The organism is Mesorhizobium sp. 01N446 (assembly GCF_056399285.1).
The window spans coordinates 1073469-1096143 of the sequence record NZ_JBFTRA010000001.1; the positions used below are offsets into that span (position 1 = coordinate 1073469).

Genomic DNA, 22675 nt, shown 5'->3' on the forward strand with positions numbered 1-22675 from the left:
GCCGTGCTGCAACCGTTGCGTGCCACGGCGACAAGCTCGCGTTTCTTTTCGGAGTATGTAGGAAAGCAACAAGCATTTCAAGGTCGATATAACTCTGTAAAAACAGTGTATTAAGCGAAAGGTGGAATTTTCGTGATACGGTTACCACGTCGAGCGCTTGACAGCAAAGTAGGATAGTTACAGACTGATTTTGGCAGGGATGACCTACCGGATCATCACGCAATCTCCGAGGGGCGGATGAACGCGGGCGAGACAACAACGCCGAAGCTTGGCGTGCAGGCAGCGACCAAGATCTATCACACGGCGTCCGGTGACCTCTTGGCGCTGGACCGCTGCAGCCTCGATGTCCGGGCCAATGAAATCGTCTCGATCGTCGGCCCGTCCGGCTGCGGCAAGACCACGCTTCTGTGGTCGATGTCGGGTCTGCACAGCCTGACCAGCGGCGAAATCCGGCTCGACGGCCTAGGGATCACCGGTCCGCATCCCGATATCGGCATCGTCTTCCAGGAAGCCAACCTTTTGCCCTGGCGCAATCTCGACGCCAACATCCGCTTTCCCTTCGAGATCAAGGGCGAGAAACCGGACCGCGCCTGGATCGCGCATCTTCTGAACCGCGTCGGCCTCGACGGCTTCGGCGGCAAGTTCCCGCGCGAGCTTTCAGGCGGCATGCAGCAGCGCGCCGCGATCGTGCGGGCGCTGGCGCTGAAACCCTCGGTGCTGTTGATGGACGAGCCGTTCGGTGCGCTCGATAGCTTTACCCGCGAGGAGATGAACCGGCTGGTCGAGGAGATCTGGCTCGACACCAAGACCACCATCGTCTTCATCACCCACTCGATCGAGGAAGCGATCTTTCTGTCGGACCGCGTGGTGGTGCTGAGCGCCCGGCCGGGCCGCGTTGCCAAGGAATATCGCGTGCCGTTCGCGCGGCCGCGCTCGCTGGAGATCATGGCGACCAAGGAAGTCTTCGACCTCACCAACCGGATCAAGATGGACATTGTCGGCGAGCGCGCCAGGCCGAAGGCGCCGGAACAGGAGCGCGCCAGCGCCGAGATCGTGAGGATCAGGCCGTGAGCGACGCCATCCCGGAATTCTCCAAATCCAAATCGGGCGACGGCCAGGAGGTCAGCCTGACCAATCTGTCGGCCTTCGCCAGCGGCCCCGGCATCAAGTCGGGCAAGGAGGTGGCGGCCATCATCGCCGTGGCCGTGGTCATCATCGGCGGCATCGAACTGGCCTTGCGGCTGTTCCATGTGCCGCTCTACATCATGCCGCCGCCGAGTTCGATCGCCTATGCGCTGTTCGACGAGTTCCCGCTGATCGCGCCGCATCTCGGCTACACGCTGGTCGAGCTGGTGTCCGGCTTTGCCATCGGCGCAGTCGTCGGGCTGGTGCTGGCCGCCGTCATCACCCAGTTCCCCTTCGCCGAGAAGATCGTCGCGCCCTACATCCTGCTGCTGGTTACCACGCCGATGCTGGCGCTGGTGCCGTTGCTCATCCTGCGCTTCGGCTTCGGCTACACGCCGCGCATCATCGCGGTGGCGCTGGCCGCCGGGCCGATGGTGATGATCAACGCCGCCACCGGTTTTCGCCGCGTCGACAGCGCCAAGATCGCGCTGGCCCGCTCCTACGGCGCCAGCACCTTGCAGATCTTCTGGAAGATCCGCGCGCCGATGGCGCTGCCGATGATCCTGGTCGGGCTGATGATCGGCGCCATTTTCGGCCTGCTCACCGCCGTCGGCGCCGAGATGGTCGGCGGCGGCTTCGGTCTCGGCAACCGGCTGACCACCTATTCGTCGATGATCCAGATGCCGCAATTCTTCGCCGTGGTGCTGATCCTGTCGACGCTCGGCATCCTGATCTACGTGCTGTTCTTCCTCATCGGCAAGAAATGGGCGAGCTGGGAGGCTTGAAAACAAGGACTTGAAGCAAGACGCCCGGGAGGCGGGCGGCAGACCGACGTCAAACAAAAAGGGGAAAGCGATGACCAAAGACAATTCGATCCGCCAGGCGGGCATCTCCCGCCGCTATTTCCTGCAGGTCACCGGCGCCGGCCTGGTGACGGCAACCGCGCTCGGCGCCAGCGGCCTCAAGGCCAGGGCGGCGGCCTATGAGAAATTCACCTGGATCTCGCCGCGCGGCACGCTCGAAGTGCTCGACGACTATCCCTATTGGGCGGCGAAGAAGGCCGGCTATTTTGACGGGCTCGACACCGACATGCAGCCGGGACCGTCGGACGGCACGGCGACGGTGAAATTCGTCGATGTCGGCCAGGCGGACATGGGCTTCCCCTCGCCCGGCGTGTTCTCCTTCGCGATCCAGAACGGCATGAAGCTGAAGTCGGTGTTCCACATGGGCGCCCGCGACACGTTCAGCATCGCCTTCCGCAAGGGCGAGGGCTCGAACGACCTGAAAAAGCTCGAAGGCAAGACCATCCTGCTCGGCTCTGCCGCCTGGCAGTCGATCACCGATCCGCTGCTCGCCGCGCAAGGCGTCGACATCAAGAAGGTGAAATATGTCGAGGCCGGCTGGCCGACCTGGGGCACCGCGCTCGCCGGCGGCCAAGGCGATGCCGCCCTTTCATGGGAAGGGTTGCGCGCCGAATGGATCGCCAAGGGCCTCGACTTCGAATACTGGCTCGGCGTGAAGAACTCCAAGCTGCCGGCCAACACCTTTGTCGTGCGCGCCGCCGATATCGAGGATGCCGACAAGAAAGCGTTCCTGGAAAAATACCTGCGCGGCTGGGCGATGGGCCTCGAATTCGGCTACCAGAATCCGCGCGCGGCGGTCGAAGCTGTGTTCGAACAGTTCCCGACACTGGCCAAGAATCTCGGGCCGGAGCTCGGCACCACCTCGATCCTGCAGCAGATCAACGTCTTCCGTGGCGACATGGACAAGCGCGGCGGCTGGGGCTCGCACGACATGGCGAGCTGGCAGGGCTTCTTCGACGAGATCCACAAGATCGGCCAGATCACCAATCCGGTGAAGGCCGAGGATGTCTGCACCAACGATCTGATCCCGGCGGCCAACGATTTCGACAAGGCCAAGGTCAAGGCCGATGCCGACGGCGTCAAACTGTCGGAAGGCTTCGCCGCGCTCGATGTCGAGAAGATCAAGGCGCATCTGTTCGATTCGGCGGTGAAGTAGGGCCTGCGATCGTCGGGGTTGGCGCTGCCCCTCATCCGCCTGCCGGCACCTTCTCCCCGTATAGTGACGGGGAGAAGGGAGATGACCGCTACCTCGGCGCATCTTCTGCGGCGTTGGCAATTGGCGAAATCATCGATGTCAGCGTCTTTCTCCCCGTCTCTATACGGGGAGAAATGCCCGGCAGGGCAATGAGGGGCAGCGCCGAGCTGACGTGATTGCCCGAATAAACATACAGGCAGCGGCAACCGATCGCCGCCCAAGATCCAATCAAGAATGTGGGAGGCTGATGTGGCCGACAAGGTAAAAGTGCTGGTGGTGGGTCTCGGCAATATGGGGGCGTCGCATGCCAGCGCCTATCACCGCTCCGAGGGGTTTGAGATCGTCGGCATCATGAGCCGCTCGATCAAGAGCAACAAGAAGATCCCGGCGGAGCTAGCCGGCTATCCGCTCTACGAGGATTTCGACCTGGCGCTGAAGGAGACGAAGCCGGACGCGGTGTCGATCAACAGCTGGCCGAACACGCACGCCGAATATGCGCTGAAGGCGATCGCGGCCAATTGCCATGTGTTCATGGAAAAGCCGCTCGCCACGAACATCGAGGACGCCGAGAAAGTCGTGGCGGCGGCGCGCGCCAAGAACCGTAAGCTGGTGCTCGGCTACATCCTGCGCGTCCACCCCTCCTGGATCAAGTTCATCGAAGTCGGCAAAACGCTCGGCAAGCCGCTGGTGATGCGGCTCAACCTCAACCAGCAGAGCAGCGGCAGCGCCTGGCACTGGCACAAGAACCTGATCGATTCGCTGATCCCGATCGTCGATTGCGGCGTCCACTATGTCGATGTCATGTGCCAGCTGACCGGCGCCAAACCGGTGCGGGTGCACGGCATCGGCGCCAAGCTCTGGGCGGAAGCCGACAAGCAGAATTACGGCCATCTGCACGTCACCTTCGATGACGGCTCGGTCGGCTGGTACGAGGCCGGCTGGGGGCCGATGATGAGCGAGACGGCCTATTTCGTGAAGGACGTGGTCGGCCCCAAGGGCGCGGTGTCGATCGTCGCCGGCCAGGCGCCAAGCGCGGCCTCGGACGCCGAGGTTTCCAACTCGGCCGACATCGACCGCCACACCAAGACCGATGCGCTGAAGATCCATTACGCGGCGGTCGACGGCGACAAGAATTTTTCGAAACCCGACGAGATCGTCAGCATGGAGGACGAGCCCGGCCACCAGGAGCTGTGCGACCGCGAGCAGGCCTTCTTCCTGCGCGCCATCCGCGAGGACATCGACCTGACCGAGCAGATGGACGCGGCGGTCAACAGCCTGCGCATCGTGCTCGCCGCCGAACAGAGCATCGAACTGGGGCGCACCGTCGAGCTGGCCTGACGTTGGCGCCAGCCCCCTCATCCGGCCGCTACGCGGCCACCTGTGCCGGGGCGAGTCACGGGCCTCGCCCGTCCTCCGGACCCCCGTGGGGGAGAAGAGGGAAGCGCTAGCGCTCGTAGTCTCCTCTCCCCCTCGGGGAGAGGACAGCCGAGCGAAGCGGAGGCTGGGTGAGGGTGAGTCTCTCAGACATAGAAGGAGCAATACATGACCGCCGTCACCGACAGTCTGTTGAAAACCTATGCCGAGTCGGATGCACTTGACCTCGCCGCGCTGGTGCGCGGCGGCCAGGTTTCGCCGGCCGAACTGGTCGAGGCGGCAATCACGCTGGTGGAGCGGCTCAATCCGGCGCTGAACGCGGTGATCCACCGCCTCTATGACATGGCGCGCGCGCAGGCGCAGACGGTGGACAGATCGGCGCCCTTTGCCGGCGTGCCGTTCCTGCTCAAGGAACTGGCCTCGTCCTGGACGGGCGCGCCGAACACCAATTCTTCGTTCTATCTGAAGGACGTCGTCGCCGACTCCGACACCGAAGTGGTTCGCCGCATGAAGGCGGCGGGGCTGGTGCTGGTCGGCAAGTCGAACGCGCCTGAAAACGGCTGGTCGATCACGACCGAGCCGAAACTCTACGGCACGACCAAGAATCCATGGAAGGAAGGCATCACGCCGGGCGGCTCCAGCGGCGGCGCGGCGGCGGCCGTCGCTTCACGCATGGTGCCGATCGCCGAAGCCAGCGACGGCGCCGGTTCGATCCGCATTCCCGCCTCCTGCTGCGGCATTGTCGGCCTGAAACCGTCGCGCGGCCGCGTCAGCCTCGCGCCGTTCGGCGACTATTGGTATGGCGGCGCCTATTTTCTCTGCTGCTCGCGCACGGTGCGCGACACGGCGGCCTATCTCGATGCCGTCGCCGGCGCGCTGCCGGGCGATCCCTATACGCCGCCGGTTCCCGATGCCTCCTGGCTCAGCCTGTCGGCCCGCGCGCCGAAGACGCTGCGCATCGGCTTCACCGTCACGCCGCCCAACGGCACGGCCATCGATCCGGAGGTGAAGGCGGCTGTGCTGGCGACGGTGGCCGCGCTCGAGCGGCTGGGACACCATGTCGAGGAGCACGACATGCCGCTGGACGCCAACGGCGTGTGGGCGACCTACACCAACATGACCTGCGTGCAGACGGCGGCGACCTTCGACTATCTGGAAACGGCGATCGGCCGGCCGGTGACGCCTGCCGACGTCGAGGCGGTGACCTGGGCGATCATCGCGCGCGGCCGCGCCACCAGCGGCGTCAGGCACATCTCCGATGTCGAGCAGCTCCGGCAGATCGGCCGCGWCATTGTCGGCGATCTCAACGTCTACGACCTCTTCATCACGCCGACGCTGACGCAGCTGCCGCGCCCGTTCGGCTATTACGACATGTCGGAGACGGACATCGACCGCTACAACGCCAAATGGATGGATGCGGTCTTCGCCTTCCCCTTCAACATATCAGGCCAGCCGGCGATCACGCTGCCGCTCGGATGGTCGAAGGGCGGCGTGCCGATCGGCGTTCAGCTGGTCGGCCGCTATGGCGACGAGGCGACCGTGCTGGCGGCATCGGCGCAGCTGGAGCAGGAGATGCCGTGGAGGGACAGGCGGCCGGCGGTGAGTGGTTAGGATGTGCTGATATTCAGGTGATGCCGGCCTGCAAGCGGCGGTGCCCTGCGCTTCCGGTCCTCACGTACTTTAAGTACGCTCCGCTCCGGTTCTCGGGAACCACCGCTTTCGGCGCGGCCTGACCTGAATCTCAACACATCCTATGGCGCGTAGTCCAACAGCGCGCCGCAGTTTCGGTGCCGAGATGCCATTTACCCAACCATCTCCAGCCGCCTCGGCAGCCGGTTCATCGGCCTCGGCCCGTCCGCCGTGATCAGGAACTGGTCTTCCAGATTGAAGCTGGCAAGGCCATCGATATAGAGCGGGATTTCGAAGGCCAGCACCATGCCGGCCTCGATCACCACATCGCTGTCGGCGGCGATGAACGGCCATTGCTCTGAGAATACCGATTGCCCCACGCTGTGGCCAAAATGGCCGCGGCGGTAGGACGGCAGGCCTTGCCGCGCCAGGCTCCCGGCGGTGACACGGTGGACATGAGCGAGCGTGTTGCCGGGGATCAATGCCGCCAGCCCGTCCTCGAAGGCGCGCTCGGCGATCGCATGCAGCTCGGCCTGGTCCGGGGAAGGCGGTCCGAAGGTGAAGTTGCGCGACATGTCGGAGGCATACCCACCGACCGTGCAGACCATGTCGCATTTCAGGGGATCGCCGGCCTCGGCCCTGGCATCGGCGCCCTTGGCGCGGGCGCCCAGCGTCACATATTCGGCTGTCAGGACCGTATGCGACAGGCCGGCGGCCGCGTCGGTGACGCCCTTGCGGTAGAGCGCGATGAGATCGGCCTGGCGCATGCCGGCCAGCGCGTCCACCTGCAGCCGCTCCAGCCCGGCTTCCGAGAGGAAAATGCCTTGCTGCAAGAGGTCGATCTCACGCTGTGATTTGATGGCCCGCAGCCTGTCCAGCACGGGCGAGCCGTCGACGACGGGGCAATCCGGCAGCAGCGCCTGGATGGAAGCGAAATCGGCGGCCGGGACAAAGTCGAGGTCGATGCCGAGCGTTGCGCGCGCCAGTCCGAAGTCGTCCAGCAGCACCCGCAGCTGGCGCAGCGAACCGGCGAGATCGAAGGTGGCGGGCCGCGAGAAATCCGGCGTGCGGCCAAGCAAGGCAAGGCCGGCCTCGATGCGTTCGGCCAGGGGCAGCCCGTGCGCTGTCTCGACTGGCGCGGATTCGATCCAGATCGGGTGCGAACGCACGACCGCCTCGGGCATGGCGAGCCGCAGCTGCGCCGCGTTGAAGTCGGCGACGACGACGCCGATCGGCAGGTCCTGTCTGGCCGGGATGACGACAAAGCCGCCGCCGGCGCGCCGGAACAGTCCCGCCGGGCCGATCCATGCGCCGGTGGCATAGTGGAAGGCTTCCGGCGCGCAAAGCACCAGCGCGGCAATGCCGGCGCGTTCCATCAATTGCGCGGCGTGCTGGCGGTCGACAAAGCCTGTCATGGGTTTCTCCGGATGGCCTGGCGGCAACGGAGCATTGCGGGCGCGGACAATCAAGCGCCGAATGGGAGATCCGGCGGCCGGCAGATCGCGCATTGGCTGGTGCTGCAGGCGACTGGCACGAAGACCCCGTGGGACTTGATACCCACCCCATCTCTTTCAAGGGGCGGCGCGAGCTTCGCCAATCGGCCGCCTCTGCCACGGGTTAGGATTGTTGGGCGCGTGTGCCCTATGGCTGTCGCAAGACAGCGAACGGCATTACCCGCTACTTGATCGATTCCAGCTTGGCCACCGCGGCGCCGAAGCCTTTGAGGGAAACCGGGATGGTCACCGGCTTGCGCGTCACCGATTCCATGCCGATGTTCATCGTCGTCCCCGACTTCATCGCCTTGGCCAGTTCCGGCGCCACCGGCACCGCGGCATAGGCGCCGTTCTGGTCGCTGGTCTGGATGGCGACGGTGACTTTCTTGCCGCTGTCGACCTGATAGCTGACGCCGGACGGCAGGAACAGCCCATGCGGCAAGGCGAGCAGCATGGCCAGGCTGCCATTGCCGCTGTCGCGGCGCACGGTCACGGTCAACACGCGCTGGCCTGTCTTGGCCTCGGTGAGGTTCTGCGACACCTGGCACTGAAGGTCGCCGGCCGCAGAGTCGCTGGAACAGTTAACCGCCAATGCATTGGCGTCGGCCGGCTTGGGTCCGGCCTCCTTGGGTTGAGACTGTTTGGCTTGGGCCTCCTTGGGGGTGTCCTCCGCAAGCGCCGGGCCAGAAGAAGCCGACAACAGCCACAGAGCAGCCGATGCCGCGACCATGCGAAGTAGATTAGACTTCGCTAAAATAATTGCCATGTTCTTCATGCCCCGCAGTTTTCCTTGCCCCGGCAGGTATTCTCCTGGAAAAGGCTTGATACAACAAGGGCGACGGTTCCGAAAGCCGAGTCCCTGGCCAAGCAAGCCGGCAAATCTACTGTGGCAATATGGCCACAGGACAGAACTTTGAGGTCGGACAACAACACTCACAACATTCCGGGCTCGCTATACAATAGAATTCACGTAAGAATTAACACGCGGGACGTGTAGTCCCAGAAGGACTCGCCAGGGATGGGAACTACCGAGACGTCTCGGCAGGTTGGTGGGTGGTTGCGCGTGGGGAGGCTTTCCACGTGCGCGCCGGCTATGGCCGCTTGCGAATTGCAAGACAGCTGTGGAAGACGACGGCGCTGACGACGCTGGCGCTCGGCCTTTCAGGCGTGGTTGCCCATGCCGACCCCGACGGGCTCTGGCAGCCGCAGATCCGCGCCATTGTCGGCGCCGACAACAATGGCGGCAACGCCGCGCTCGAAGGCTTCATACCGATCAAGCAGACGGCGGAATCGGTGCTGTTCCTCGATGTCCGGGCCAAGCACGATTTCAAGGATGCGTCGGGCCAGGACATCGGCCTCGGCATTCGCCGCATCGTCAATCCGGACCTGATGCTCGGCGGCTACGCCTATATCAACCTCGAGAACTACAGCGGCACACAGTTCACCGCCGGCACGCTGGGCGTCGAGGCGATCACGCCGAATTTCGACGCGCATGTGAACGTCTTTGTGCCCATCAAGGGCGACTCGACCGATCATTCGACCAGCTCGACCCTGTCGATGGTCAGCAACCAGCTGATCGAACAGATATTGGTGCTCGACCACCGCGACTACGCGGCCTGGGGTATCGAAGGCGAGATCGGCGCCCAGGTTCCGGTCAACCTGCCCGACAAGCACTCGCTGCGGCTCGACATTGGCGGCTACCATTTCGAGGATCCGCACGGCGATGACGGCAGCGTGACCGGCGCCAAGGCCGGTTTCGAATACACGATCGGCGATGTCTTCGGCAGCGGCACCGAACTGGTCTTTGCCGGCGAGGTCCGCAACGACAATCGCGACGACACCCAGTTCGCCGGCAGCGTGCGGCTGAACATCCCGTTCAACCCCGGCCATGGCTCGGACACGACCGCGGCCATCGGCACGGACCCGGTCTATCCGGTCAGCGAAGGCCTGCGCAAGCGCGTCAACGAACGCGTGCGCGGCGATATCGGCGTCAGGATCCAGTCGCAGGAGATCAACGGCGGCACGACGACGCGGGTCGCCATCAACGCCGCCACCAATGCGGCGTTCGGCAAGTTCTATTTCGCCGATGGCGGCCTGGCGGGCGCCGGCACGCAGGCCGACCCGACGACGCTGGACGACGCGGTCACCAAGGCCGGCACCGGCGGTTTTGTCGTCGCGCTCGGCGGCAATGGCAATCTGACGACTGCCGGCGTGACGCTGGCCAACGGCCAGACCGTGATCGGCGGCGGCGAAAGCGTCACCGCGAAACTGGCCAACGGCGGCACCGCCACCTTGAATCTGGGCGGCAGCGACGGCACGATCCAGGGCACCAATGTCGCCAACAATGTCATCACGCTCGGCACCGGCAACACGCTGAACGGCATCACCATCACCGGCGGCGCCGACGGCATCTTCGGCAACAACGCCGCCGGCACGACGCTGACCAATGTCACGGTGACGGGCGCCGGCGGCAACGGCGCCGAATTCAAGGGCAATTCGACCAATGTCAGCGCGTCCAATTTCACCGCGACCGGCAATGGCCTCGACGGCCTGCATATAGAAGACAACGGCACCTACAATTTCACCGGCACGACATTGCTGTCGGGCAATCTCGACGACGGTCTGGATATCACTGGCCAGGGCACCTACACCTTCGCCACCGTCAATGCGCTGAACAATACTGATCGCGGCATAACCGTGCAGGGCACGTCGAGCGGCGGCAGCTTCACCACCACCGGCGGCACCATCTCCGGCAATGGCGGCATGGCCGTCTTCATCGACCCGATCACCGCGCATGTGGTGCTGGATTCGATCAGCCAGACCGGCGGCACGTCGGGCGTGGTGCTCGACCACGTTTCGGGCAGCTTCACCGTCAACGGCGCGACGACGATTTCCAACACGACGGGACCGGCGATCGCCATTTCCGATTCGCCGGCGACGATCCGCTTCGGCGACATCAACCTCACCAATCCCGGCGCCGACGGCATGTCGTTTGCCGGCGTCAACGCGGCGGTGGTGGCCGGCAACATCGTCATTTCCGGCCTCGGCGTCGGCACGGGTCTCGACTTCTTCGGCAGCCAGACCAATTTCACCGCGCAGTCGCTCAACATAACCGGGCCTGGTGCCGCAGGCACCATCGGCATCGATCTCGCCGGCACCACCGGCGGCGCCTCGATCATCATCACCAATGGCGGTTCCATTTCGGGCGTCGATACCGGCGTTCGCTTCGGCATATCCGGGTCGCTCGCCAATTCGGCCAATGCCGAATTCAGCTTTGGCGGCGGCTCGATCGCCGGCAGCACCGCTTCGCTCGACGCGCGCGGCCTCAACCAGACGCTCGGCCATTACGCGTTCGGCTCGACCAGCTTCAGCGGCCCGCAGCTGTTCGACCCGCAGAACGTGATCTTCGTCGGCTCGACGGCGACCGGCCTGATGGACGGCTCCTCGCTGTCGAACCTCGCCTCGTTCACCACGGCCAACGCCAACACCGACAGCGACGCCATCTTCGTGCTGGTCAATGATGGCACGCCCATCGATGCTTCGGGTGGCTTCTCGCTCAGCAGCGGGCAGACGCTGGCGTCTTTCGGCAATGGCCGCTCTTTCTCGCTCGGCGGCGTGCCGATCAATATCACCGGCGACAATGTCCAGCATGGCGTGACCGTCTCGGACCCGGCCGGCGCGGCGACGCTGACCAATTCCGGCGCCGGCGATGTCGTGACGCTGGCCAACAACACCTCACTGCTCGACTTCAACATTTCAGGCGGCGGCGCCAACGGCATCCATGGCAGCGGCGTCAGCGCGGTCACCATCTCCGGCCTGAACGTCACGGGCGCGGCTTTGAACGGCGTGCTGTTCGACGGCACCAACAGCATCACCGCCAACAATCTGAACTCGAGCGGCAACACCGGCAGCGGCCTCGAGATCGACAGTGGCGACAGCACCTACAATTTCACCGGCACGACGACACTCTCGAACAACACCGGCCAAGGCCTGCTCGTCGGCGGCGCCGGAACCTATGGATTCGAGACGCTCGACGCCAAGGACAATGGCGCCCAGGGCGTCTTTGTCACCTCGCTCGGCGCCGCAAAACTGACGATAACGGGCGGCACGATTTCGGGCAACGGCCTCCAGGGCGTGCTGATCCAAAGTCTCGGGCTTGGCAACGGTACCGAACTCGATGTCACGCTGGACTCGGTAAGCCAGACCGGCGGACAGAATGCCATCGGCCTGTCCCACACCAGCGGTAATTTCTCCGTCACCGGCACGACGACGGCCTCCAACACGCTTTTTGACGGCATCTTCATAGGAGACAGCTCCGCCACCGTCGATTTCGGCGGCGCGGTCACCATCACCCAGCCATCCCGCGACGGCATCCGCCTGTTGAACAACACAGGCACGATCAGCTTCCACGGCACGACGACGATCACAAATCCGGGCGCCTCCAACAGCGCAATCAGGGTCGGAGACGGCGGCACGGTCCACTTCGCCGATGTCGACGTCACCGGGCTTGTAGGCGGCAGGAGCGGGCTCCGCGTCACGGGAACATCGACCGTCACCGCGACCACGCTCGATGTCGCCGGCACCGGCACCTCGACCGGCATCGACCTCTCCGGCACCAGCGGCGGCTCGGTGACTATCGGCAGCGGCGTCATTTCCGCCGGGACCGGCGTGCAGATGGGCACCAACGGCGCGTCCGGCACCACCGCCAACACGACATTCTCGTTCGGCGCGGCCGGCGGCGCCGTCATCACCGGCACGGCGGCGTCGCTCGACATGCGCGGCCTGTCGCCAGGTAGCGGTACCTATGCCTTCAACACCACGGTCCTGAACGGCCCGCAGCTGTTCGACATCGCCAATGTCGTCTTCGTCGGCGCCGCCAGCACCAACGCTGGTGACGGCTCCAGCGTCAACGACCTGATCAACGCCACCGCGGCGGACGCCCTGGCGGCTCCCGCCAACACGATCTTCGTGCTGGTCAACAACGGGGCCGGAAACATCAACACGGATGCCGACGGCTTTACGTTGGCCGATGGCCAGTCGATCGTTTCCTTCGCCAATGGCGCCTCGGTGAGCCTTGGCGCGCCGCCCGCCAATGTCACCGGGACCAATGTCATCACCGGCACGCAGTTCCAGGCCGATCCTTTCGGCAATGGCGGCGCGACGCTCAACAATTCGGCCGGCAACGCCATCGATCTTGCCAACGGTAACCTCGTCGCCAACCTCACCGTCAGCAGCTCCGCCACCGCAATCGATGGAACGGGCATCGCTGGCGCAACGATCAACGGCGTGACGGTCAGCAGCGCCGCGACAGGCCTCGTCCTCGACGGCGTGACCGGCACGGTGACGGTCGGCGGTCTCAATGTCCAGAATGCGAGCCAGACCGGCATCGCGCTTGTCGGTTCGAGCGCGATGGTCAATTTCACCGGCAACACGAAGATCGCCAACGCCACCAATGTCGGGCTGTTCGCCAACAATTTCGACGGCACCGCCAGCTTCGACGATCTTGACGTCACCGGCGGCGGCACAGGCGTCGGCATCGTCGCCGGCTCGAGCGGAACCATGACGTTCGGGACCGGGAGTTCCATCGCCGGTACGATCAGCAACGCCTTCTCGATCACCAACTCCACGCCCAACGTCACCTATAACGGCACCATCAGCCAGACCGCTGCTGCAAGCGCGGTGAGAATTTCCAACATGACCGGCGGCACCGCCACCTTCGGCGGCAAGATCACCGCCAGCACCGGTGCGGCCAATGCGATCGACCTGACCGGCAACACCGGCGGCACGGTCAACTTCAATGGCGGTCTCGACCTGACGGCCGATGGCGGCTTCGCCTTCAGCGCCGTCGGTGGCGGCACGCTGACGGTGACCGGCTCCAGCAATACCGTGGCGACCGGTCTCGGGCCGGATGAAAAGGGCATCCAGATCGCCGGCATGACGATCGGTGCGGCCGGGGTGAACTTCTCCAGCGTTGCCGTGGACGGCTCGGGCGGCGGCGTTTCGACCGGCATCGCCATTTCCAACACCAGCGGCGGTAACGTCACCTTTGGCGGCGTCGACCTGTATCGCATCAGCGGCGTCGCCATCAGCCTCAACAATGTCAGCGGCACCTACAGCTTCAACGGCACGACCAAGGTCGACACCGTGGTGGGCGGCGGCGCCGGCTTCCTGGTTCAGAACAGCGCCGCGACCGTCAATGTCGGCAATCTCGTCACCACGAATATTGCCGGCGCCGATGTCAGCCTGGCCAACAACACCGGCACGATCGGCATTGGCGGCACCATCACCAACAGCGGCTCGGGCGACGGCGTCGTCGTCTCCGGCGGCAGCGCAGCGATCACGGTGTCGGCGGCCATATCCAGTTCGGCGACCGCACCGGGCACGGCGGTCAAGGTCGACGGCATCACCGGCGGCTCGGTGGCCTTCAGCGGCGCGGTCAATTCGACCGGGACCGGGACAGGCGTGTCGGTCTCGAACACCGCCGGCGGCAGCAGCGTCGGCTTCGGTTCGGTGACCGTGTCGGGTGCCGCCGGCAACGGCATCGACATATCAGGCAATGCCGGCTCGGTAACGTTCGCCGGGACGACCAGCGTGACGCTGGGATCGGCCGCCAACGCCGCCGGCATCAATTTCAGCGGCACCAATGCCAATGTCACCTTCGGCGCGACCAACGTGACCATGAGCGCCGGCGCCGGCCAGACCGGCATCGACTTCACGGGTTCTTCCACGACGGCCGGTTTCGGCGTGACAACTATCACCGGCACCGGCATTCTCACTTCGCGCGGCATCGACCTGTCGTCGACGACGGGCAACAAGACCATCACCTTCCAGCGCGGCTCCAGCATCACCAATCTCGGCATCGGCGTCGAACTGGCGCACGATCTCACCACCGCGACCTCGGCCAATGCCAACTTCACCTTTGGTGACGGCAATTCGGCCGACGGGCTGCAGTCCACCATCAGCGCCACGGCCGTTGGCGCCTACACCGTCAACACGGTCGGGCTCAATCCGGCATCCGGCAACTACGATTTCGACGACGTGTTCTTCACCGGCAACGCCAATCTGGCGTCGGCGGTCGGCGTGGTCACCTTCGTCTCGCAGTCGGGTGGCGTCATCGCCGCCGGCACGGACGGGCTCAGCATGTCGGTGAACACGATCTCGGTCGCCGCCGCCGATGCCCTGGCCGGCACGCAGACCTTCGCCTTCGTCGGCACCGTCGATCTCAGCGGCACGCCGTTCACGCTCGATTCGGGCCAGTCGATCACCGGCTTCGGCAACAACAGCTCCATCCTCGTCTCCGGCACCATCCAGCCGGTCAATGTCCAGGGCAATCTCGGCGCCACCGGCGGCAACGTCACCGGCAATGAGGGCGTGGTCACCGGCACGGGCGGCTTGCTGAATCTGCTCGGCAACAATCAGGTGCGCAACACCGCCTTTGATTTCAGCGGCGCCATCGGCTCGGTCTTCACCATCGACCAGAATGCCGGCGGCTTCAACAATGCCGGTGGTATCGTCATCGAAGGCGTCACGGTCAGCAATGTCGCCAGCGGCAGCTTGGCGTTCAATGTCACCAGCCTCGACACCAACCTGTCGATCGCCAACAACAATATCAACGTTGCCGGCACGCTGCTCAAAGTCACTGCCGGCACCGGCAACATAACGCTGACGCGCGGCATCCTGCCGAACAGCGCTACGGCAGGGACGCTGACCGGCGGTGGCGTCAACATCGATAGCCGCACCGGCGGCCTGGTCAATTTCACCGACAAGGTGACCGTCAACGGCAATGGTGTCTCGCTCACCAACAACACCGGCTCCACCGTCACCTTCGCCGATGTCGATATCACCACCAACGGCGCGGCGGCGTTCACTGCAACAGGCGGCGGCGCGGTCAATGTCACGACCGGCACGATCAACGCCACGAATGCGCAAGCGGTGGCGCTTGACGCATCACGGCCGGCATCAATTTCGCCTCGACCAGCGCGACATTCGCTTCCGGCAACGGCATCGACCTGCAGAAACTCAGCGGCACGGCGAGCTTCGGCACCGGCACGCTGACCAATACCGGGTTGGGCACGTCGTTCAATGTCGGCTCGGCGACCGCGCTCAGCGGCGGCAACGCGACGATTTCCTATGGTGGTACGATCGCCACCAACGGCGCCGGCGCCGCGGTTTCGATCCAGAGCATGACCGGCGGCTCGGTGACGCTGTCGGGCAACCTCGCCGACAGCAACGCGACGGCTGGCGGCAACATCCTCATCGCCGGCAATGATTCGGCCACGATCACCTTCTCGGGCTCGAGCAAGGTGATCAGCTCGGGCGCGACCGACGGCGTCAACATCGGCTTCCCCGGCGGCTTCCCGTTGGGCACCCCAAGCGCGAATACGAACTCCGCGATCAACTTCACCGGCGGCGGCCTCGACATAACGACGACGACGGGCGCCGGCTTCGAAGCCATCGGGGATGTCGTCAATTTCCCGCCCGGCCCGCCTGCCACCATCACCGTCTCCGGGACCGGCAACAAGGTCAACTCCGGCGCCGACGGCCTCGTGGTTGTCGGCACCAATGTCGGCGCCAGCGGCATGACCTTCGACAGCATCACGGCGACGTCGACCAACAATGCCGCCGGCGTGTTGCTGCAGGCTGCCGATCTTGCCGGCGACGTCAACATTGGCGGGTTGAAGGACACCGGCTACATCGGTGCCTCGCTGGCCGGCCTGAGCGGCGCGGGCGTGGTCAATTTCACCGGCACGACCGATCTGGACGTCAGCTACGAAGGCTTCGAGATCGGCGGTCAGGTCGGCACCGTAAACATCGCCAATGTCGCCGGATCCACCTTGACCATCGATGGCAGCCAGATCGGCATTGCGCTTGCCGTCCTCCAGACCGGGACCGTCAACGTTGGCGGCAATGGCGGCAGCGCCAGCATCGGCGCGACGACAAGCACCACCGGTTCGGCCATAACCCTGTCCGGTGGCAACAACCTTGTTTCCGGTACGCTGAACTACAACGGCTCGATCAAGGTCGATACGGGCACGGTGCTGCAAGCCGGCGGCGGCGACTGGACCCATCTGAACATGAGCGGTTCGGTCGTTTCGACGACAGCAGTAGCCCTGCCGGGGACAGCGGCTTTCGTCTTCAGCGGCAACGCCGAGGGCGTGTACAATATTTCGAGCACGATCGATCATACCGGCACGGCCGTCGGCGTGCTGTTCGACGGATCGTCCGAGGGAACGGTCACCTTCTCCGGCACGTCGAAGATATTCAACACCAGCAGCGGCACCAACGACGCCATCGTCAAGGCCCCCAGCATCGGCGCGGGCCAGGGCACGGGTACGCTCAACTTCACCAATGGCGGCCTCGTCATCACCACCTCGAGCGGCGCCGGCTTCACCGCCAGCACCCTCAGCCCCGGCACGGTCAGCGTCAGCGGTACAGGCAACTCGATCACCACCGGCACGGGCACGGCGCTCAAGCTCGACGGCGCCACGGTCGGCGCGGGCGGCATCAATTTCGATACGATTTCGAGCAATGGCGCGGCGACCGGCATATCGCTCAACAATGTCAGCGGCGGCACGCTCAATCTCGGCGCGGTCAACCTGCAGAACATCACCTCGCGCGGCGTCGATGTCTCCGGCACGCTCGGCTCGACGCTGAATTTCACCAGCATCAATATCGGGCTCAATGCCGCGAGCGCCGTCGGGCTCGACCTCAACGGCGCCGCGCTCGGTGCGAGCAACATCACGGCGGGCGATTTCGACGTCGACGGCGGCAGCTTCGCCGGCACGATCGGCATCGACATGGCCGGCACCACCGGCACCGGCACGATCCAGCTCGGCGACACCGTCAACAACAACCCCGGCCCTGCCGGCCAGACCTCGACCATCGCCAATGTCGGCTATGGCGTGCAGTTCTCCAGCGCCACCAACGCCAAGCTGGTGTTCGGCGACGGCCAGGGTCCGGCCGAATCGTCGATCGCGACCACCGGCGGCCAGGTCATCCACGCCACCGACACTTTGCCGACCAACGGCGACTACAATTTCAACGACGTCAATTTCACCGGCGATACCGCGAACCTGGCGTCGATCAGCGTCTACTACGTCACCGCGGGCGGCACCGGCGATGGCAGCCTCGCCAATCCGGGTAGCTATCTGGGAGCACAGGCGTCCACCGCCAATGTCGTGGTGCTGATCGACCAGAACGTCAACGGCGCCCAGGAAACCATCGACCTCAGCGGCACCACGTTCAACCTCGATGACGGGCAGGTGCTGCTCGCGTTCAAGAGCGGCGACGCGGCCGTCGACGTCTCGACGCTTGGCGTCGACACCAGCGGCGGCGCATCCGCGGCGTTCCACTTCACCACGGTGCAGAATTCGCCGATCATCGCGACGCCGGGCGGCATCGACACGCTGCGCCCGATCCTGCAGAGCAACAACGCCACCTCGGTGATCAACTTTGCCACCAGCGGCACAGGCACCTTCACCGGCGGCATCGAGAACCTGATCGTCCGCAATCTCGGCAGCGGCGCCGGCGTTGCCGTCAATGCGGCGGGCGCCTCCAGTTTCGTCCTGCGGGACAACGACATCGCCTCTGTCGGCGGCGCGGCACTCAGCCTCGGCACGACGGGCGGCACGGCCGACATGCTGCAGCTCGGCATCGACGGCAACATTTTCCAGCGCAGCAGCGCCGGTGCCGCGGTCTCGCTCAATGGCGAAAACCTCTCCGCGACCACGAACTCCATCCTGGTCAATTCGTTTGCCGGCAACACGGTGCTTGGTGGCACCGGCGGCGGCATCCTGTTCGACAACGTCCATTTCAGCGGCGCCGCTGGCGGCACGCTGACGGTCGGCACCACGGGGGCACGCGTTCAGGGCGAAGGCCTGATCCTGGTCAATTCGATTGGCACGCTGAACTTCACCACGCTCAACGTCGCCAACAATGGCGGCACGGGCGTCCTGGTCGACACCAAGGGTGCCGGCACGACCTTCTCGCTGAACAACACCGGTGGCGTCGTCGACACCACGGGCGGCACGGCCTTGTATCTCGATCCGCTGACCGTTGGCATGACGTTCAGCAGCGTGACCGCCACCGGCGGCGCCAGCGGCATCATCTTCGACGGCGTTGCCGGCACCTTCACCGTCACCGGCGCGACGAGCATTTCCAGCACGACGGGCTTCGGCATCGACGCCATCAACACCAACACCGGCACCTTTAATTTCAACACGGTGACGGTGAACAACGCAGCCGCGGCCGGTGGCGGCATCCATGTCGCCTCCGGCACGCTCAACGTCACCGGCCTCGCCAACATCGACACGACGAGCGGCATCGGTCTGTCGCAGAACGGTGGCACGACCAGCTTCACCGGTGGCCTGACCATCGACACCACGACCGGCATCGGTATTGGCGGATCGGGCGGCGCCACGATGGGTATCACCGCAACTGGCGGCGCCGAGACGGTGAATTCGACCCTCGGTCAGGCGATCAGCCTCTCCGGCGTCGCAGCCACCATCGCGCTGGACTCGACATCCTCCGGCGGCGGCACCAACAATGTCAGCCTGACGAACGTCAGCGGCACGGTTGGCCTCGGCACGGGCTCACTCACGGGTGCAGCGGGCGTCGCGTTCCTGCTCAACGGCGGCGCCCCGACCGTCAGCTATGGCGGCTCGGTCACCAAGACCACCGCCGGCAAGATCGTCGACATCTCCGGCGTCACCGGCGGCACGGTCACGTTGTCGGGCGCGCTCAGCGCCACGGGCAACAACGACAACGGCATCTATGTCCATGGCAACACCGGCGGCACCTTCAATTTCAACGGCGCCATGACGCTTTCCACAGGCGTCAACACAGCGGTCAATCTGGCGACCAACACCGGCGCCACTGTCAATTTCGCCGGCGGTCTGGGAATCACCACCACGTCGGGCCTCGGCTTTGGCGCGACGGGCGGCGGCACGATCAACGTTACCGGCACCAACACGATCCACACGACCTTGGGCGGCCAGCTCCTGGTCTGGAACGGCATGACGGTCGGCGCCAGCGGCGCAACCTTCAACACGATGACAGCGGACACCAAAGTCACCGGCGGCGATGCGGTCAATTTGACCAATGTCGACGGCGGCACCTTCAATGGGGGCACGCTCAGCGTCCCAGGCGGCACCAACTCCAACGGCATCTTCCTCAACGGCACCAGCGCAACGGTGAACTTCGCCAAGGTGACGATCGCGGATCAGACGGGCACGGCCACCGGCGGCGGCATCAGGATCGACAACAACACCGGCGCGGTCACGATCAGCGACAACACAAGTCTGATCGGCGGGTTTGGCGCTGTCCAGGGTATCGGCATCGACATCAATGGCGGCTCTGGCAACGTCACCATCGCGGCGTCGGTGTCGAAGGGAACCGTTGCCAACAACGTCGTTCAGATCAGCGGCCGTACCGGTGGAATCGTCACGCTCAGCGGAACCCTGAGCGCGGACCAGAGTGTCGGCACTGCCAACGGCATCGACGTCAGCAACAACACCGGCGGCACGATCACCTTCTCCGGCGCCAACAGCGCGCTGAACACCGGAACCACCACCGCCGTCAACCTGAGCAACAACACGGGCGCGACGGTCAACTTCACCGGCGGCGGCCTCAACATCGACACCACCACCGCCACCGGCTTCAACGCCACCGGCGGCGGCACGGTCAATGTCACGGGCGCAAGCAACACCATCCAGACGTCATCGGGTCAGATCCTGAACTGGAACGGCGTGGCCGTCGGCGGCAGCGGCGTCACCTTCGCCACGCTGCAGTCCACCGCCTCGGTCGCCGCCGATCCGATCAACCTGACCAATGTCAGCGGCGGCACATTCAACGGCGGCGCAGTCACCGTTGCCGGCACGTCCGGCGGCGGCGATGGCATCGAGATCAACGGCTCCAGCGCAACATTCAACTTTACGTCGGCTACGATCGCTGCGACCGCCGGCAACGGCATCCTGCTCAGCGGCGCCAATGGCGCGGTGACCTTCACGACGGTGACGATCGACAACACGACGCTGGCCGGGATCAGGATCGACAACAACACCAATGCGGTCAACGTCAATGGCGGCTCGATCGGCGCGACGAACGACCCGACCGGCGTCGGCGTCGACATCAATGGCGGCACGGGCGCCGTCACCATCGCCGCGTCGGTGACCAAGACCACGGCCGGCAACATAGTCCAGGTCAGTGGCCGCACTGCCGGAACCGTTGCTTTCAGCGGCAATCTGAGCGCCACTGGCGCTGCCGCCAACGGCATCGATGTCAGCGGCAATTCGGGCACGGCGGTGATCAATTTCTCGGGCACCAGCAAAACGCTGACCACCGGAGCCAACACCGCCGTCAACCTGACGAGCAACACCGGCGCGACGGTCAACTTCACCGGCGGCGGTCTAGTGATCAACACCACCAGCGCCACCGGCTTCAACGCCACCGGCGGCGGCACCGTGACGGTGCAGGGCACCGGCAACACCATTGCGTCGACGACCGGCACCGCGCTCAACGTCGCAAACACGACGATCGGTGCCACGGGGCTGATCTTCCGGAGCATCTCGGCCACCGGCTCGAGTGGCAATGCCGGCATCGTGCTTGACAACACCGGATCGAGCGGCGGATTGACGGTGACGGGAACAGGCTCGGCCGGCTCCGGCGGCACGATCTCGAACAAGACCGGCGCCGATATCCTGACCGGCTCGGATGCCAGTGGCCAGACCGCGTCCGGCACCAACGGCACCGGTATCTTCCTGCGCAACACGTCGAACGTGTCGCTGGCCAACATGCAGCTGAACGACTTCACGAACTTCGCCGTCTACGGCAACACGGTCACCAACTTCACGATGACCGGCACGACCATCAACGGCACCAACGGCTCCAACAATGCCGGTGACCGTGAGGAAAGCTCGATCCGCTTCGACAATCTGCTCGGGACCAGCTCGATCACCAACTCCAGCATCTCCGGCGGCTTTGATGAAAACATCGACCTTTACAACACCAGCGGTACGCTGACCCGGCTGACGATGGACAACATCACATTCGGCCTCATTGGAGCGACCGGAAACGACAATGTCCGAGGGCAGGTCTACAACAGCGCGACCGCCAACTACACACTGACCAACAGCACCTTCGCCGGCACGCGCGCCGACTTCATCGCGTTCCTTGCCAATAACAATGCGACGATGGATGCCGTCGTACGCAGCAACACATTCCACAATGGCCAGGCGATCGTTCCCGGCGGCGGCACGGCGGTCGATATCCGCAGCGGCTCCGGCGGCCTTGCCTCCGCCGCGCATACGACCTTTGACATCTCGCACAATATTCTGACGGATGGCGGCGCCAATGCATTCGACACGGTCGGCATCTTCGTCGCCAAGGGCCAGGACAACGGCACCATGTCCGGCACGATCGCCAGCAACGCGATTGGACCTTCGAAACTGAATTCCAATTCCGACGGTATTTTCGTTCGCTCGGCAGGCACCGGGACACTGACGACCCTGATCCAGAACAACACCATCACCGGTGTCGGCAACGTCGGTATCCACCTGCAGAACAATGATGGCAGCGCGACGATGAACGCCTCGATCTACGGCAACACCGTATCGTCGCCGACGAGCTCGTTTCCGTTTGCTGCGCTGCTTGTCGACAATGGCGCAACCGCGACCGACACGAGCACGACAAATGTCGTCATTGGCACCGGCACCGGAGGTGCGGGCAGCAAGAACACGCTGACGCACAACGCGCTCTACGCGGTCGATGTTTCATTGAGCAATTTCAACGCCGCCACGCACCTGAACCTTTCGACGAACGGTTCAGGCGCAGGCACTGCCCAAGGTGTGATCGCCGACGACAACAATGGTTCACCGGTGGTGGATACGACAGGCGGAAGTGGTCCGATAACGTTGGTTGGCAGCTTGCCGGCACTGCCGGCGGTGGTCGCGCCATAAGCTTTCGAGCTGGCTTCAACCAGAAGCCGGCTAGTTTTAATA

Annotated in this window: 9 protein-coding genes; 7 read left to right on the forward strand and 2 right to left on the reverse strand. The window is 64.7% G+C overall.

The window, feature by feature from the left end:
• Positions 1 to 237 precede the first annotated feature (237 nt).
• The 5 genes from AC1DPX_RS05050 to AC1DPX_RS05070 all read left to right on the forward strand — a co-directional run bounded on the left by AC1DPX_RS05050 (position 238) and on the right by AC1DPX_RS05070 (position 6168).
• Complete coding sequence (locus AC1DPX_RS05050) at positions 238 to 1071, forward strand: ABC transporter ATP-binding protein (RefSeq protein ID WP_477235017.1); 834 nt, start codon at positions 238 to 240, stop codon at positions 1069 to 1071.
• Positions 1068 to 1910, forward strand: coding sequence for an ABC transporter permease (locus tag AC1DPX_RS05055; RefSeq protein WP_038650727.1), 843 nt, complete (start codon positions 1068 to 1070; stop codon positions 1908 to 1910). The genes AC1DPX_RS05050 and AC1DPX_RS05055 overlap by 4 nt, the downstream gene beginning before the upstream one ends.
• Before the next feature lie 70 nt (positions 1911 to 1980).
• Positions 1981 to 3144: an ABC transporter substrate-binding protein gene (locus tag AC1DPX_RS05060; RefSeq protein ID WP_477235019.1), complete on the forward strand. Its 1164-nt coding sequence runs from the start codon at positions 1981 to 1983 to the stop codon at positions 3142 to 3144.
• 288 nt (positions 3145 to 3432) lie between these two features.
• Complete coding sequence (locus tag AC1DPX_RS05065) at positions 3433 to 4521, forward strand: Gfo/Idh/MocA family protein (protein ID WP_477235021.1); 1089 nt, start codon at positions 3433 to 3435, stop codon at positions 4519 to 4521.
• A gap of 204 nt (positions 4522 to 4725) precedes the next feature.
• On the forward strand, positions 4726 to 6168 hold the full coding sequence (locus AC1DPX_RS05070) for an amidase (protein ID WP_477235023.1): 1443 nt from the start codon (positions 4726 to 4728) through the stop codon (positions 6166 to 6168).
• Positions 6169 to 6359: 191 nt separating this feature from the next.
• Here the strand turns inward: AC1DPX_RS05070 and AC1DPX_RS05075 are convergent, their stop codons facing one another.
• Together AC1DPX_RS05075 and AC1DPX_RS05080 are read right to left on the reverse strand one after the other, a co-directional pair.
• Entirely contained in the window at positions 6360 to 7601 is a 1242-nt protein-coding gene (locus AC1DPX_RS05075) for a M24 family metallopeptidase (protein ID WP_477235025.1), read from the reverse strand.
• A gap of 262 nt (positions 7602 to 7863) precedes the next feature.
• Positions 7864 to 8454 (reverse strand): invasion associated locus B family protein, encoded by a 591-nt coding sequence (locus AC1DPX_RS05080; protein WP_477235027.1) that lies wholly within the window; start codon positions 8452 to 8454, stop codon positions 7864 to 7866.
• Positions 8455 to 8759: 305 nt separating this feature from the next.
• Here AC1DPX_RS05080 and AC1DPX_RS05085 point away from each other — a divergent pair, with 305 nt between their 5' ends.
• Both AC1DPX_RS05085 and AC1DPX_RS05090 read left to right on the forward strand, forming a co-directional pair.
• Positions 8760 to 15734, forward strand: coding sequence for a hypothetical protein (locus AC1DPX_RS05085; RefSeq protein WP_477235029.1), 6975 nt, complete (start codon positions 8760 to 8762; stop codon positions 15732 to 15734).
• A gap of 11 nt (positions 15735 to 15745) precedes the next feature.
• Positions 15746 to 22633, forward strand: coding sequence for a hypothetical protein (locus tag AC1DPX_RS05090; RefSeq protein ID WP_477235031.1), 6888 nt, complete (start codon positions 15746 to 15748; stop codon positions 22631 to 22633).
• Positions 22634 to 22675 lie beyond the last annotated feature (42 nt).

What these genes read in the sequence shown, in the direction of transcription:
- AC1DPX_RS05050 (WP_477235017.1), top strand. Translation starts at nt 238, where the DNA reads ATGAACGCGGGCGAGACAACAACGCCGAAGCTTGGCGTGCAGGCAGCG.
- AC1DPX_RS05060 (WP_477235019.1), top strand. Translation starts at nt 1,981, where the DNA reads ATGACCAAAGACAATTCGATCCGCCAGGCGGGCATCTCCCGCCGCTAT.
- AC1DPX_RS05080 (WP_477235027.1), bottom strand. Translation starts at nt 8,454, where the DNA reads ATGAAGAACATGGCAATTATTTTAGCGAAGTCTAATCTACTTCGCATG.
- AC1DPX_RS05075 (WP_477235025.1), bottom strand. Translation starts at nt 7,601, where the DNA reads ATGACAGGCTTTGTCGACCGCCAGCACGCCGCGCAATTGATGGAACGC.